Origin of the sequence: Janthinobacterium sp. PSRC1-1, assembly GCF_049897525.1 — a bacterium.
Lineage (GTDB): Bacteria > Pseudomonadota > Gammaproteobacteria > Burkholderiales > Burkholderiaceae_D > Janthinobacterium > Janthinobacterium tructae.
The window spans coordinates 280,126-294,599 of record NZ_JAFCWK010000002.1 but is presented as its reverse complement, the minus strand read 5'-3'; the positions used below and the strand labels follow the sequence as shown (position 1 = coordinate 294,599).

The 14,474-nt window shown below is 61.0% G+C and carries 13 protein-coding genes; 5 read left to right on the top strand and 8 right to left on the bottom strand.

Annotation, left to right across the window (positions count from 1 at the left end; translation table 11 throughout):
- Nucleotides 1–42: 42 nt before the first annotated feature.
- Complete coding sequence (locus ACP7DW_RS04940; protein WP_426054151.1) at nucleotides 43–1,224, top strand: hypothetical protein; 1,182 nt, start codon at nucleotides 43–45, stop codon at nucleotides 1,222–1,224.
- Between the two features lie 169 nt (nucleotides 1,225–1,393).
- The gene (locus ACP7DW_RS04935) at nucleotides 1,394–1,732 is read left to right on the top strand and encodes a hypothetical protein (protein ID WP_426054150.1); all 339 of its coding nucleotides are present in this window, start codon (nucleotides 1,394–1,396) and stop codon (nucleotides 1,730–1,732) included.
- Nucleotides 1,733–1,792: 60 nt separating this feature from the next.
- On the opposite strand, the gene ACP7DW_RS04930 is transcribed toward ACP7DW_RS04935, so the two are convergent.
- From ACP7DW_RS04930 to ACP7DW_RS04910, 5 genes are all read right to left on the bottom strand, one after another.
- The gene (locus ACP7DW_RS04930; RefSeq protein ID WP_282407314.1) at nucleotides 1,793–3,229 is read right to left on the bottom strand and encodes a catalase; all 1,437 of its coding nucleotides are present in this window, start codon (nucleotides 3,227–3,229) and stop codon (nucleotides 1,793–1,795) included.
- 303 nt (nucleotides 3,230–3,532) lie between these two features.
- Nucleotides 3,533–4,225, bottom strand: coding sequence for a tetratricopeptide repeat protein (locus ACP7DW_RS04925; protein ID WP_426054149.1), 693 nt, complete (start codon nucleotides 4,223–4,225; stop codon nucleotides 3,533–3,535).
- A 56-nt stretch (nucleotides 4,226–4,281) separates the two neighbouring features.
- Nucleotides 4,282–6,378, bottom strand: a complete 2,097-nt coding sequence (locus ACP7DW_RS04920; protein WP_426054148.1) for a bifunctional 2',3'-cyclic-nucleotide 2'-phosphodiesterase/3'-nucleotidase — start codon at nucleotides 6,376–6,378, stop codon at nucleotides 4,282–4,284.
- Between the two features lie 96 nt (nucleotides 6,379–6,474).
- Nucleotides 6,475–7,515, bottom strand: a complete 1,041-nt coding sequence (locus ACP7DW_RS04915) for a hypothetical protein (RefSeq protein ID WP_426054147.1) — start codon at nucleotides 7,513–7,515, stop codon at nucleotides 6,475–6,477.
- A gap of 96 nt (nucleotides 7,516–7,611) precedes the next feature.
- A complete protein-coding gene (locus tag ACP7DW_RS04910) occupies nucleotides 7,612–8,163 on the bottom strand; it encodes a hypothetical protein (protein WP_426054146.1) in 552 nt (183 codons plus the stop codon).
- Nucleotides 8,164–8,645: 482 nt separating this feature from the next.
- Here ACP7DW_RS04910 and zigA point away from each other — a divergent pair, with 482 nt between their 5' ends.
- The 3 genes from zigA (at nucleotide 8,646) to ACP7DW_RS04895 (ending at nucleotide 11,554) form a co-directional block, all read left to right on the top strand.
- Entirely contained in the window at nucleotides 8,646–9,872 is a 1,227-nt protein-coding gene (gene zigA / locus ACP7DW_RS04905) for a zinc metallochaperone GTPase ZigA (RefSeq protein ID WP_426054145.1), read from the top strand.
- A gap of 19 nt (nucleotides 9,873–9,891) precedes the next feature.
- A complete protein-coding gene (locus ACP7DW_RS04900) occupies nucleotides 9,892–10,896 on the top strand; it encodes a CobW family GTP-binding protein (protein WP_426054144.1) in 1,005 nt (334 codons plus the stop codon).
- 139 nt (nucleotides 10,897–11,035) lie between these two features.
- Complete coding sequence (locus ACP7DW_RS04895) at nucleotides 11,036–11,554, top strand: GNAT family N-acetyltransferase (RefSeq protein ID WP_426054143.1); 519 nt, start codon at nucleotides 11,036–11,038, stop codon at nucleotides 11,552–11,554.
- 13 nt (nucleotides 11,555–11,567) lie between these two features.
- Here the strand turns inward: ACP7DW_RS04895 and ACP7DW_RS04890 are convergent, their stop codons facing one another.
- From ACP7DW_RS04890 to ACP7DW_RS04880, 3 genes are all read right to left on the bottom strand, one after another.
- Nucleotides 11,568–11,993, bottom strand: a complete 426-nt coding sequence (locus ACP7DW_RS04890) for a Fur family transcriptional regulator (protein ID WP_426054142.1) — start codon at nucleotides 11,991–11,993, stop codon at nucleotides 11,568–11,570.
- Between the two features lie 103 nt (nucleotides 11,994–12,096).
- Entirely contained in the window at nucleotides 12,097–13,437 is a 1,341-nt protein-coding gene (locus ACP7DW_RS04885) for an alpha/beta hydrolase (RefSeq protein ID WP_426054141.1), read from the bottom strand.
- A gap of 108 nt (nucleotides 13,438–13,545) precedes the next feature.
- The gene (locus ACP7DW_RS04880; protein ID WP_426054140.1) at nucleotides 13,546–14,424 is read right to left on the bottom strand and encodes a peptidase; all 879 of its coding nucleotides are present in this window, start codon (nucleotides 14,422–14,424) and stop codon (nucleotides 13,546–13,548) included.
- Between the last annotated feature and the right edge of the window lie 50 nt (nucleotides 14,425–14,474).

The following is a 14,474-nucleotide window of genomic DNA, read 5'->3' as shown; positions in this document are numbered from 1 at the left end:
GCCCGTCCACACTGGATATCCCAAGCACCCCACGAGGAGAACATGATGATCGGCAATGAGAACGGTTTCAGCGCCCCGCCCGGCAGCAGTGGCCGGGGGCAAAGCGCGGACGATGAAGAGGCCATCGGCCAATTCTCCGCCCCCGGCGAAGACGACAATACGATCGAGAGCGCATCCGTCTCGGACGTGCCCGACGCCTTGAGCGGCGTCAGCATGGAATTGCTGGAAATCAAGCGCAGCATCGAAGACGGCATGCGCCAAGCCATTTCCCAGGCGGCCGGCGTGCGCGCGGCCGACGCCTTCAGCGACGGCGGCAATATCCAGGGCGTGTCCATCGGCCTGGGCGAGGGCGCCAGCGACACCTCGTCCGGCGAGCCGGGCTTGCCGGCCCTGACCCTGTACGTGGCCGAACCGACTTCCGTCGACCGCGCCAAGGCCGCCATCGTGGGAGCCATGGGCGTGCGCGCCGTGGCCAGCGACCGGGTGCCCGTGAATATCGTCGTCACGGGCGTGATCGACGCGCAGCCGCACCGTTTCCGGCTGCGTCCGGCGCCGGGCGGCGTGTCGGTCGGGCATTTCCGCATCACGGCCGGCACCATCGGCTGCCTGGCCGTGGGGCGCAGCGCGCCGCGCAACAGCCGTTTGATGATTCTGAGCAATAATCACGTGCTGGCCAATTCCAACGGCGGCGTGTTCAACGACTGCATCGTGCAGCCGGGCCCCATCGATGGCGGGCGCTGCCCGCAAGACCAGGTGGCCGTGCTCGAGCGCTTCGTGCCCATCAATTTCAGTGGCGGCGTCAATTTTGTCGATTGCGCCACCGGCTGGGCATGGCCAGACCGCGTGCGTCCCGAACTGGTCTACCTGAGCGGTGGCGTGCCGGCCTATTTCCGCATCAGCAACGCGCTGGCAGCGCCCGCGCTGGGCATGCTGGTCGGCAAATCCGGGCGCACGACGCAATTGACGCAGGGCCGCATCACGGGCCTGGGCGCCACCATCAACGTCAATTATGGCGGCGGCAGGATCGCGCTGTTCCAGGACCAGATCGCCATTACGGGTCTCAGCGGGGCATTCAGCGCGGGCGGCGACTCCGGCTCGTCCATCTGGACCTGGAACCAGCAGCGCAATCCCGTCGGTCTGCTGTTTGCCGGCGGCGGCAATATCACCTTTGCCAACCAGATGCGCCGGGTGGTGGTGGCGCTCGACATCACTTTGTACACTTGAGCAGGGTCATGGAAAACGGCGCGGCGGCGTGATGCTTCCTTGCACTGCGCCGCCTTTTGCACGATGATGATAGGGTCAGGTGTGGCTGCCATGCATGGCCTGGCGGGCAAGAGGCGCGCCGTGCCTGCTTGTCCCACGCGTGCCATGGGCAGCATCAGGAGGATGTGTCATGTCAAACAGTAAATTTGTAACAGGGCCATACGCCGTCTTCGAGGATGCGGCCATGCCGTATGTGCCGGACGAGGCGAGTGGCCACGCGGTGGCGGGCCTCGCGCATGCCGCGCCACCGCCGCCCGGCCGGCTGGAAGCGGCAAAGCGGCGCAATGAGCGGGCCTTGATGGCGATCGATGGCGTCGAAGGCGTCAGCCTGGGGCAGACTGCCATCGGCGGCGAAGCTCTCGTCGTGTATTTGCGCGATGCCTCCGTCAAGCGGCGCGTGCCGTCGCAGGTCGATGGTTATCCGGTGGAAACGAGCATCACGGGCCAGATCGACATCCAGCGCGGGTAGGGTATATGGATGGCAAGAAAAGCCCGCTTGCGGGCCTTCCTTGCCCTGCATGCGCTGACCCTATTTGCTCAGACGGGCTATCGCTTCGGCCACGCCCGCGCCATATGCGGGGTCGCACAGGGTGCAGTTGCCGATGTGGCGTTGCTTGACTTGCTCAGAGGCGCCCGAGATGGCGCGCGCCGTGTTGTCGAACAAGGCTTGCTGCTGCGCCGCAGTCATCAGATGGAACAGGGCCCGCGGCTGCGAATAGTAATCCTCGTCGACCCTGTGGTTCCAGTGGTCGGCCGCGCCTTCGATACTCAGCGGCGGCTCGCGGAAGTCAGGCTGCTCGGCCCATTCCTGCTCGCTGTTCGGTTCATAGCCCAGGGTGCCGCCCTGGTTGCCGTCGACGCGCATCTGGCCGTCGCGGTGGTAGCTGTGGAACGGGCACTTCGGCGCGTTGACGGGGATATGGCTGTGGTTGACACCGAGGCGGTAGCGCTGCGCGTCGCCATATGAAAACAGGCGCCCCTGCAGCATCTTGTCCGGCGAAAAACTGATGCCGGGCACCACGTTGGCCGGGTTGAAGGCCGCCTGCTCCACTTCGGCAAAGTGGTTGTCGGCATTGCGGTTCAGTTCCAGTACGCCCACCTCGATCAGCGGATAGTCGCCGTGCGGCCACACTTTCGACAGATCGAAGGGGTTCAGGTGATACGTGCCGGCCTCTTTTTCCGGCATGATCTGCACGTACAGCGTCCAGCGGGGGAAATCCTTGTTTTCGATGCTCTCGTACAGGTCGCGGTGCGAGCTTTCGCGGTCCTTGCCCACCAGCGCCTCGGCTTCGGCGTCCGTCAGGTTTTCAATCCCTTGCTGGGTTTTAAAGGTGAACTTGACCCAGAAACGCTCGTTTTGCGCGTTCAGGAAGCTGAAGGTATGGCTGCCGAAGCCGTGCATGTGGCGGAAGCTGCGCGGCAAGCCCCGGTCGCTCATCACCACCGTCACCTGGTGCAGCGCTTCGGGCAGCGAGGTCCAGAAGTCCCAGTTGCTGTTGGCGCTGCGCAGGCCCGTGCGCGGGTCGCGCTTGATGGCGTGGTTCAAGTCGGGGAATTTCAGCGGGTCGCGCATGAAGAACACGGGCGTGTTGTTGCCGACCAGGTCCCAGTTGCCTTCTTCCGTGTAGAACTTCAGGGCGAAGCCGCGGATATCGCGCTCCGCGTCCGCCGCGCCCCGTTCGCCGGCCACCGTGGAAAAGCGCGCGAACATGGGCGTTTGCTTGCCTACGGCGCCAAAGATTTTCGCCCGCGTGTAGCGCGTGATGTCGTGCGTGACGGTAAACGTGCCATGCGCGCCGGAACCCTTGGCATGCATGCGGCGCTCGGGGATGACTTCGCGGTCGAAGTGGGCCAGCTTTTCCAGAAACCACACATCTTGCAGCAGGGCAGGGCCGCGTGGGCCGGCCGTCTGGATGTTCTGGTTGTCGACGACAGGCGCGCCAAAGGCGGTGGTCAGCTTTTTCATTGGACTCTTTCTTTATAGGGAGGTCGACGGACGAGCCAGGGCCTGCCCAAACACTGGCTGGGCTGAGCGTATGCGACATACTCACCGAGGCTGGTCCAGAGTAACAAATTTCTAAAAAGCAAATTCAGCGTGCGATTTCGAGGCTGGCGACAGCCCCGCCGCGTCCAGGGACGCAGCTAGGCCATCATAGCCCCTCGGCTATGTCTAGTCCAACACGATTGATCTGGCGCAAAGTGCAGCGTGATTTTCTGGCGCGTTAGCGATATGTGGCCATCCCGCAATATGGCTGGGCCTTGACCTGGCTTAAAACTTGTTCCAGTTATTGTGCCGGTGTTCCGTCGCTTCCTTCATCAGGTGGCCCGCGCGCAGGGCGTCGTCCGCCTGCACCGTCATGGCCAGTTCCTGGATGGCGGGCGGGTACTCATGGTGGGCCGCTTCTTCCAGCAGTGCATGGCCCTTGACCAGATCGCGCGGCACGCCGCGGCCTTCGCGGTAGGCGTTGTAGAGCAGGAACATGGCATGCGGATTGCCCAGCTCGCTCGATTTTTCCAGCCAGCGTGCCGCAATCACGGGATCTTGCGGCACGCCTTCGCCATTCGCCGCCAGCAGGCCCAGCATCAATGCCGCCTTGGCATGGCCTTGCAGCGCCGCCTGCCGGTACCACAGCCAGGCCTGGTCGGGCGTGGCCGCGCGCCGCATCTGGCCCAGCTCGAAGGCCGCTTCCGTATCCCCGGCGCGGGCCGCCTGTTCGAACAGATGCAGCGCCTCGGCGCGGCGTTCCGGCCGGGCCTGGTAAATCAGCGCCAGTTCGCGCTCGGCGACGGGCATGTCCTTGCCGGCCCAGCCGCGGACCTTGCGCTCGGCCTGCTGGTCGCCCGCCTGGCGCGCGTGCATGGCGACCGCTTCGATTTCCGCCGGCGTCGGCGGCGGCGACGCCTGGCAGGCGGCCAGGACGGCGGCCAGCACGACGGCGGGGAGGGAGAGTGCGTGTTTCATCTGGATCACCTTGCAGAATGAGGGGCCGGAACTGCCACAGTCCCGGCCCATGGACCTTATTTGCTCAGGTCGATGCGGTACTTGGCGAAACCGCTGGCGTCGAGGCCGCCTTCGGCCGCCACGTTGGCGATGCCGCTGCCTTGCGCCAGCGCCAGGTGGCCGGGCGCCGAGCGCAGGATCACGGGACCGGCCGTGGCCGTCTTGACGAAGCTCCAGCTGCGCGCGCTGCCATTGGCCGCCAGGCTCACCTTGCCGCCCTTGGTGCTCAGCGACGCCAGGTAGTTGCTGACCACGGCCTGGTTCGCATCGGGCGACTTGATGATGGTCTTGCTGCCATCGATGCCGGGCACGGCGCCGCCGCCACCGGCGCGGTAGTCGTTGGTGGCGACGATGAAATCATCGCCATCGGCCACGGGTGCGCCCTTGTAGGTCAGGTTGATGATGCGGCTGCCCGGCTTTTTCGTCACGTCGATCTGGTACGTGAGCGCATTGTTTTCCGCATAGAACACGTCATAGTTATAGATCGTGGCATACGACGGCACCAGGTCTTGCTCGGCAGTACTGGCCGGGTCGATCTGGCCAAATTGCCTGGCCGACGTTTCCAGCCACGCCTTCAAGTCCGCGCCCTTGATTTTCACGGCTTGCAGGTTGTTGTTGCTATACAAATACAGGTCGCCTGGGTTGCGCACTTGCAAGCCGATTGGCGCGGCAGGCGTCGCACCTGCGGCCACGTCCGTGAAGTCCGACGGCCCGTTGCGGCCCGCCTTGAACGGCGCGCTGCACGAGATGACGGGGATGCTCTTGTAGCTGGACAAGGTGGCATCCGTGCTGGTGGCGATGAAATTTTTCACGTAGTCGAGCTGCGCCTGGTTCACCAGCTGGATGGCGCTGACGTCGCCCACCAGCGCAAAGTACGCCGACATTTCGAAATCCGTGCTGATGCCCAGCGGCTGCTTGGCGTAGGCGATGGTGGCCGCGTGCTCGGTGGCCACCAGCGGTGCGATGGCCGGGTCGGCTTTCACCAGGGTCTTGCCATCGGTGTACTTGAAGCCGCGCGATTCCACCGTGGTCTTGGCCGGTTGCACCACCCACTTTCCGGCCTGATACACCATCGTCAGCTTGATGATGCCCAGACGGCGGCCCCAGCTTTGCGCCATGACGGTCGGCACGCCGTTCACAAAACCGTTGACGGCGTCGATCTTCGCGCTGGCCGGGAAGGCGGCAAACGAGGCATCCAGCGCGGCCGCGCCTTCTTCCTTGCCTTTCGGGAAGATCAAGTGCGAGTGGCCGATCATCAGCGCGTCGATGCCCGTGCTGGTCAGGTGATAGCTGCCGTTTTCCATCTTCGGGCTGTAGGTGCTCGTGTCCAGGCCGCCATGCGACAGGGCCACGACGAGGTCGGCGCCCTTGTTGCGCAATTCGGGCACGTACTGTTTTGCCGCTTCCTGCACGCCCGTCACGCTGACCTTGCCAGCGAGCACTTTTTGATCCCATTCGAGGATTTGCGGCGGCACAAAGCTCAGCACGCCCACATTGATCTTCACGCTCAGCTTGCTGCCATCGGGTGCCGTGGCGGCGAAATCGCGGGGCAGCAGCGTATACGGCTGGAAGATGGGCTTGCCGCTGGACACGCCGACGACATTGCTCAGCACGGAAGGGAAGGCGGGCGCGCCGCAGGTGCCCGTCGGCTTGGCCACGCCCGGTATGCCGAAATCCGTGTTGGTGATCTGGCTCAAATAGCCAAGGCCATAGTTGAATTCATGGTTGCCCATGCCGCCCGCATCGTATTTCAGCGCGTTCATGGCCTTGTGCACGGCCAGCGTGCCGGAGCAGGGCACGGGCGCGGCCACGGCTTGTAAATCGGCCAGCAAGGTGCCCTGGATGACGTCGCCATCGTCGAGCAAGACGTTGTTCGGATTTTCCGCGCGCGCCGCCTGGATCAGGGTCGACGTGCGCTCCAGGCCCAGGCTGGTGTCTTCGGCCAGCGCGTAATAATTGTAACTGAGGACGTTTGAGTGGATATCGGTGGTTTCCAGCAATGCCACGCTGACCGTCGTGCCTTCTGGGATGACCTGCGCCGTCGTCGAGCCGCCGTTGCAGCCAGTTAAACCTGCACTTGCCAGCGCCGCCAGCATGATCCAATTTGTTTTCATTGCCGCCCTTAGAATGATTCAAAAGACGCGACTGTAACGCCGGCATATGACGCCACCATGACAGTGTGGCATGGCGCATGGCGTCGTGCCGGCGCATCAATGCGCCGGCAGCTTTTTCAACACCTCATTGCTGAAGTATGGTTCATCCTCCACCCAGAAAATATAGTCCAGGCCCAAGTAGTTGCGGGCAAAGTCGAGGACATCCTCGACCGAGTTTTTTTTCCCGGTGCGGGGATTGATCTGGCGCAGATTGCCGTCTTGCACGGCCATGCCTTTGACCAGATCGGCCGGGTAGTCCTTGATGAAGCCGTAGCTTTGGCCCATATGGCTTTTTCGATACGGCATCAGGTCGGGGCCGCCCACGCCCATCTGTAGCGTTTGCGCTTGCGCAAACACGCTGCGCATATAACCCTTGTCGCTCCACGGAAGCCATTCACCTGGCAAAAAATTCAAATACACCATGGTATTGGTGTGAGGAAAGGCGCCGGCCAGCACCCGCATGTTTTCCTTGATGGCATCGACATACTGTTGCGGCTTGAAATCATCGGGAAAAATCGTATTTCCTTTACTGTCCTCGATGCCGATGTCGATCAAGCTTTCGCTGAAATTAATGCCCTCGATTTTCCCGTCGAATTCCTGGCCCAGCGCCCGGATCAAGCGCTGGTAACGGTCGCGCACCGGTTGTTCCCACATCTTTGGCGACCAGCCGTATTCATCATCCGTCACCGGTTTGTGCGGGTCACGCTCCGGCGCCGAGAGCATGCTTTGCTTGATGATGCCGCCCTGGTAGCGAGGATCGCTGAGCAGATAGGCCGGCACATTATGGCGCGGCGTGAAGGATTTTTCCTGCAGTTGTATCCACAGTTTTTTGCCGATTGAATCGAGATAGGCGATGTCGTGGCGGATCGCCGAAAAATCATACCGGTCCTGTTGCGGCTCCAGGCTGCGCCAGGTGTAGACGATTTGCGCGCCACGGAAGCGGGGATCGTTTAACGCTTTATCCGAGCGGATGTTTTCCCCGTTCAGTTCACGGTGATTAAAGTAAAGATAGTGCTGGATCGGCTTTTTTATGTCTGCGGCAATGGCGCTGCCCATCATCAAAACAAGTAAGGCAAGAAGCCATGTGGAGTTGCGCAAGAACATCGATTCCTTGGTGATTGTGAAAATTGAACTGTGGCAAGATGGAGTATCTTCAGGCGCCATGCAAGCACAATTGATCAAGCGCGACAAACTCTAATTTTGTATCAAATCTATATTTTCTGCTGATCTTTTGGCCAATTCAGGATTATTGCTATTATTTAAAACCCAGAGAGCAAGTTTGCCATTTTCAATAATTTCTTTTTTGGAATAGATTATACTAAAATAATCCTGTAATTTGTTATTGTCTGTCGGTAACGGCAAATTTTTCATCTCTTCTGGGATATCTTCGAAGTAATACCTTGATTTTTCCAATGACGGATACTTCTTTAGCAAATAATCATTCACGGTATATGGCTCATAATTTCCCACGAATAAGTCTTTTGTCAAAATTCCTGTAATTGTAATTTTATTGATATGTTTTTTTAAATATTCAAAATTCTCTTTTGTGGTCGAGAAGTCGGATTGTGAAATTGTGTTACTTTTCGACAATTGCCTGACCACAGAAAGCCTAACATGATCGCCATTGATCTCTATTACTTTGAAAATGTAATAATCCGTTTGAATGCTTTGGCTTCCACCATTAACCCCTGTTGTTTTGCTGAAAATAAAACTTCCCATTTGCAATTTGTGCTCAGGGCTGTTCATGGTTTGTTTCCATATATACGGGTTGTAAATCATTTTCTTAAAAGAATATATGGAGATGAGAGCGAGCAGGCTTATTATCAGTATTTTTTTCATTGGCCAGGCGAGAATAAAATATTTAAGAGCGGCTTGCTAAGGGCTAATAAAATCGAAGCCAGCCGATGTGATGCTCGCGCGGCCGCGCGGCTGAGAAGCACGGCTGTATGTCTGCACGGGGGCAGAATCAGTCTTCATCGCGTCATCCAGGGGCTGTCGACAACAGTTCAGCCGCCATGCGCTTACTTCGATGGCATCGCCGACGAGCTCGCACTCTAGCACGTCGAGGGCAGGGATCCTGATCCTGCTGGTAGCGCATGGATTCCTCTTTTTCACGGTGGCAGGCAAAGATCGCCAGACAAATGCAAGTGAGTTGCATTATAATTCGAAAACGCAATTCATTTGCATTCATGCGACCATCGCCAACTCAGCCAGCCGAAGGAATCCCCATGTCACAGCGCACACTTCCCGTCACCGTCCTGTCCGGATTTCTCGGTGCCGGCAAGACCACCTTGCTCAACCACATACTGCGCAACCGCGAAGGCAAGCGCGTGGCCGTCATCGTCAACGACATGAGCGAAGTCAATATCGATGCTTCGCTGGTGAAAGACAGCGCCGCGGCTGCTGGTACGGCCCTGTCGCGCACGGAAGAAAAACTCGTGGAAATGTCGAACGGCTGCATCTGCTGCACCCTGCGCGACGATTTGCTGCTGGAAGTGCGGCGCCTGGCGTTTGAAGACCGCTTCGATTACTTATTGATCGAATCGACGGGCGTGGGCGAGCCGATGCCCGTGGCCGCCACCTTCGACTTCGAGGACGAGCACGGCGACAGCCTGAACGACGTGGCGCGCATCGACTGCATGGTCACCGTCGTCGACTGCGCCAACTTGCTGATGGACTTTCATAGCGAAGACAGCCTGGAACAGCGGGGAGAAACGGCGGGCGAGGGTGACGACCGGCAGCTGGCCAACTTGCTCACGGAACAGATCGAGTTTGCCAATGTCATCGTCCTCAACAAGGTCGACATGGTCGATGCGGACGAGCGCCTGCGCGTGCTGGCCATCGTAAAAGCCTTGAATCCCGGCGCGCGCATCATCGAAACGAATCAGTCCGTCGTGCCGCTCGATGCCATCTTGGGCACGCAGTTGTTCGACCTGGAGCAGGCGGCCAGCATGCCGGGCTGGGCCCAGGAGCTGGCCGGCGTGCACACGCCGGAGACGGAAACGTATGGCATCAGCAGCTTCGTGTTCCGCGCGAAGGAACCATTCCACGCGCAGCGCCTGCATGACTATATTTCGCAGCCAATTCCAGGCGTGGTGCGCAGCAAGGGATACTTTTGGCTGGCCAGCCGCCCCGAATGGGTGGCCAGCCTGTCCGGCGCGGGCAAGCTGATGAATATCGAACCCGTGGGCCTGTGGTGGGCGTCCGTGCCGCAGCAGCGCTGGCCCACGGATGCCGCCTCGCTGGCGGAAGTCAAAACGGGCTGGAGCGAGCCCTATGGCGACCGGTACCAGGAACTCGTCTTCATCGGCCAGGACATGGACCAGGCCGCCATCAAGGCGAACTTGAAGAAATGTCAACTCAACCACACGGAAACGCGCCAGGGCATGGCCGCCTGGCGCCGGCTGCCCGATCCGTTTCCACTATGGCAGCGCATGGAAGAACTGGAAGACTAACCTTGAACAGGAATACACCATGACAGAACTGATCCCCGTCACCATCATCACGGGCTTTCTCGGCAGCGGGAAAACCACCTTGCTCAAGCGCATATTGCAGGGCGATCACGGCGTGCGCATCGCCGTGATCGAAAATGAATTCGCCGCCGAAAGCATCGACCATGGCTTGCTGGTGCAGGACAGCGACGAGCAGATCGTGGAAATGAACAATGGCTGCATCTGCTGCAGCGTGCGCGGCGACCTGATCCGCATCCTGGGCGAGCTGCACGCGAAACGCGCAGCCGGGACGATCGCCTTCGACCACGTGATCATCGAAACCACCGGCCTGGCCGCGCCCGGTCCCGTGGCGCAAACCTTCTTTGCGGAGCCTTCCGTCAGCGAGCACTACCTGCTCGACGCGATATTGACGGTGGTCGATGCGCGCCATGCGCAGCAGCAATTGACGGCGCACAGGGAAGCGCAGGAACAGGTGGGCTTTGCCGACCGCATCCTGCTGTCGAAGACGGACCTGGTCGGCAAGGACGAACTGGCCGCGCTGCGCCAGCGCCTGGTCGCCATCAATGGCCGCGCCGGCATCCAGAAAGTGCGCTTTGGCAATGTGCCCTTGCGCGACATCCTGAACATTCGCGGCTTCAACTTGAACGCCATCGTCGAGCTGGAGCCGGATTTCTTGGGGGAATTGGGGCACCGCCATGGCGACGGCGTGCAATCGTTCGTGTATCACCAGGCCCAGGCCCTCGATATGTTGCAGGTAGAGAACTTTCTCGATGCCGTGGTGCAGCTGTTCGGCACCCAGCTGATGCGCTACAAGGGCATTTTGTACGTGGCCGACTTGCCATGCCGCGCCGTCTTTCAGGGCGTGCACATGCTGATGGGCTCGGAACTCGGCGCGCCGTGGCGCGACGACGAGACGCGCGCCAGCAAGATCATTTTTATTGGCCGCGACTTGCCGCAGGACATGCTGATCCGTGGCCTGGACCGCTGCGTGGCCAAGGCGGGCAGCGCCGTCGGGGTGGCGGCATGAGCGTGGAAGCGGGCTTGCCCGCCCTGGCGTTGATCTTTCTGCTTGGCACGCTGCATGGGCTGGAACCGGGCCACCCGGCGCGCGTGCGTGCCTGAGGCGGGGGCGTGGGTATAATGGAAAAAAACTGCCGGATTCCACCATGCCCGCACCCGAAATCGTCATCCGCCTGCTGACGCCAGCCGACACCGCCGCCTTTTGCGCGCTGCGCCTGCGCGCCATCCTGGATTCGCCCACGTCGTTTTCTTCGTCACGCGAGGACGAGCTGGCGCGCACGCCGGAAGAGCACGCGCAGCGCATCGCCGGCGGGCCGCTGCACAAGGCTTTTGGCGCCTTCGATGGAGAACGATTGGTCGGCTTTGCCGGCTTGCGGCGCGACCCCATGCGCCAGCTGTCGCACAAGGCCTTGCTGTGGGGCGTCTTCGTCGATGCGCCGCAGCGTGGCAAGGGCGTGGCACGGCGTCTCGTCAACGCCTGCATCGAACAGGCCGAGACGGACCCTGCCATCATGCAAGTGCATTTGAGCGTGAATGCGGAAAATAATGCCGCACGACAACTGTATGAATCGCTGGGATTTATCGCGTACGGCACGGAACCGCGTTCGATGCGCGTCGGCGACTTGTTCTATGACGAGCATCACCTGGCCTTGCTGCTCAAGTGATGTTGCGGGGGAATTATTTACAGCGCGGGCACAGGCCTTTGATCAGATAATCGACTTCACCGCCGCTGAAGCCTTCCGGCAAGAGCACGGGCGGCGGCAGCTTGACTTCATTGAAGCAGGTGACGTTGGCACATTTGGTGCACTGGAAGTGCGCGTGTTCGTGCGCCTGGTGGCCGGCGCCCGCGCTGAAGCGCCACACCTGGTCGGCGCCCGCGATGCGGTGCACGAGTTCATTTTCCGTCAGCCATTCCAGTACCCGGTACAGGGTGACGGAATCGATATCGCTGTCCTGCGACAGCGCCTGCTGGATTTCATGGTGGGTCAGCGAACGGCTTTGCGCCAATAAAAAGTCGAGCACCTTCACGCGCGTCTTGGTGACGCGGGCGTTGGTGTTGCGGATCAGCGATTCGGCGTGCGGTGTAGAAGATGATGTCAACATGGTAAGCCTGCTTGCGGGGGACCGGCTGGCGGCGTCATCGCCGTGCCCGTTGCCACCCTATGGGCCGTATCTTAGCATGCGTGCCGCACCGGATGAAACGGTGTCATGCTTTGAACCTCCAATAGCGGCCGGCGACCGTATCGACGGGGTCGAGAAAGCGCTGGTCGGCGCGCGCCTGGTCGCGTATCAGATAAAACATGTCGGACAGTGCCGAGCGCTTTTCCGCAAAATAGGAGTGCTTCATGAAGCTGGTGTCCACTCCGGTGGCGTCGATGGTTTCCACGCCCGCCACGATCAGCATGCCGGCGCCGCTGTCGCCCGCGCGCGGGTAGCCGTGCACGGCTTTCGAGGCGGCCAGGGCCAGGTCTTGCGACGAGGCATACAGGGTGACGGGGTTGCGCGCGCCGGCCAGTTGCGGCGCGATATCGTGCTTGAAGATGGCAGCGTCGATGTCGGGCGCGGACAGGATGAGTTCCGTGATTTTTTGCGCCAGTTGCGGCTGCGCGGCCAGCAAGTCGGCCACGGCCCGCGTCAGCCCGCGGCCACCCATGCTGTGGCCCACCAGATACACTTGCGCCGCCTGCGTGTTGGCGAGAAAGTCGGCCAGGAAGCTGCTAATGTGGGGCGTGCTCCACTCGATATTGTTTTCATCGATGGTATAGCCAGCCAGATCGCCGCGCGACGGCCAGCTGTAGAACACGGGGACGCCGTCGAAACCGAGGTCGTAGGCCATCTGTCCCGTGCGCCGGGCGGCATCCTCGAAACTCACGTTATAGCCGTGCACGAAGACAAACGCGCTCTTGCCGGCCGAGGCGCGTACCTGCGTTTTCAAGGCGGCAAAGAAGTTGTCGCGGTCCTGCACCTCTGCCGACAGCAGCACCACGTGCTTGGCCGGGTCGTCGCGAAATTCCAGGCGCCACAGCGACGGCGATTCCAGCTGGCCCATGCGGTGATCGCGGGGGATGCTGATGTCGCAGCTGCCATAGCTGAGCGGGCCGTTGCCTCCCATGACGTTGCGTTCGCCGCTGAAGCGCTGCGCCGGCGGCTTGCCCACGTCGCGCTGGCGGTCCGTGGCGAAATACACTTTGACGACCGCATAATTGGAGACGACGGCGCTCTTGTCGGCCGGCGCGGGCGCCGTTGCCACTTCGGGCAGCGGTGAAGGCGGGCGCTGCAGTGAGTCGAGCAAGCCTTGCGCGGCAAACAGGCTTGCCATGTCATCGGGCACGTTTGCCGTGGCCAGGGCGGCCGACAGGGCCAGTTGCAGCCGGATATTGGCAGGATCGGCTTCCAGGGCGGCGATGGCGGCCAGGATGGCGGCGGCGCTGTCGAACCTGGCGATGGCCAGCTTGAGGCGTTGATAGTGGCTGGCGACGGCCTCGGGCGCGTGGCCAGGCGCGCCATGCCCGATGGCTGCCACGACAGCGGAAGTGATCAAGTCCATGCGCCACCTGCCTTTCAGGTCAATCTGGATTGAATGTCAACGCATATTGCCATAAAAGCACTCAAAAAGCGACTTGTCCAGCACCGAGCGCAGGCGGTGCGCGGCAGGTCAATGCTGCTTGTCGTCGCTGAACTGCTGCGCCAGCGATTGCAAGGGCGCCACGGTCAGGCCGCCCCGGCTCACGTGTTCGGGGATGGCCACGCGCACGGGCTTGCTGTGCATGTTGGCGGACGACAGCACGTTGGTCGTGGTCTCGGGCGCCGCATTCCACACGGGATCGACGATGCCTTCGAACACATGTTTCAATTGCTCGCCCCAGGTGTCGCGGATCATGCGGAAATACTGGTTCTTTTCATCGATGGTGACGAAGCGCGTGACGGTCAGGCTGCCTGTCTCGTAGACGAGCAAGTCGAGCGGCAAGCCGACGGAAATGTTCGAGCGCAAGGTCGAATCCATGGAAATGAGCGCGCACTTGGCAGCTTCATCGAGGCGTGTGAACGGGTTGATGACCCGGTCGATGATGGGCTTGCCATATTTCGCTTCGCCGATCTGGAAATACGTGTTTTCATCGTGCGATTCGATGAAATTGCCAGCCGAATACACCTGGAACAGCCGGCAGCGCTCGGCGCCTATCTGGCCGCCTAAAATGAAGCTGACATTGAAATCGATGCCGCAATCGGCCAGGGCCTTCGCTTCGCGCAGGTGCACGGTGCGCACGGCGTCGCCCACGATGCGCGCCGCGTCGTACATGCTGGCCACGTTCCAGATGCTGCGTCCATCCGCATCCACATGTTCGGAGACGATCTGGCGGATCGCTTGCGAGATCGACAGGTTGCCAGCCGTCATCAGCACCAGCATGCGGTCGCCCGGGTTTTCGAACACGCTCATCTTGCGGAAGGTGCCCACCTGGTCCACGCCGGCGTTGGTGCGGGAGTCGGACAGGAAGACCAGGCCTTCGTTCAGGCGCATGCCTATGCAATAAGTCATCGTCGTAAATCAAGTCAAAGGGGGAAGCATTCTACACCAGCCGGACCGTG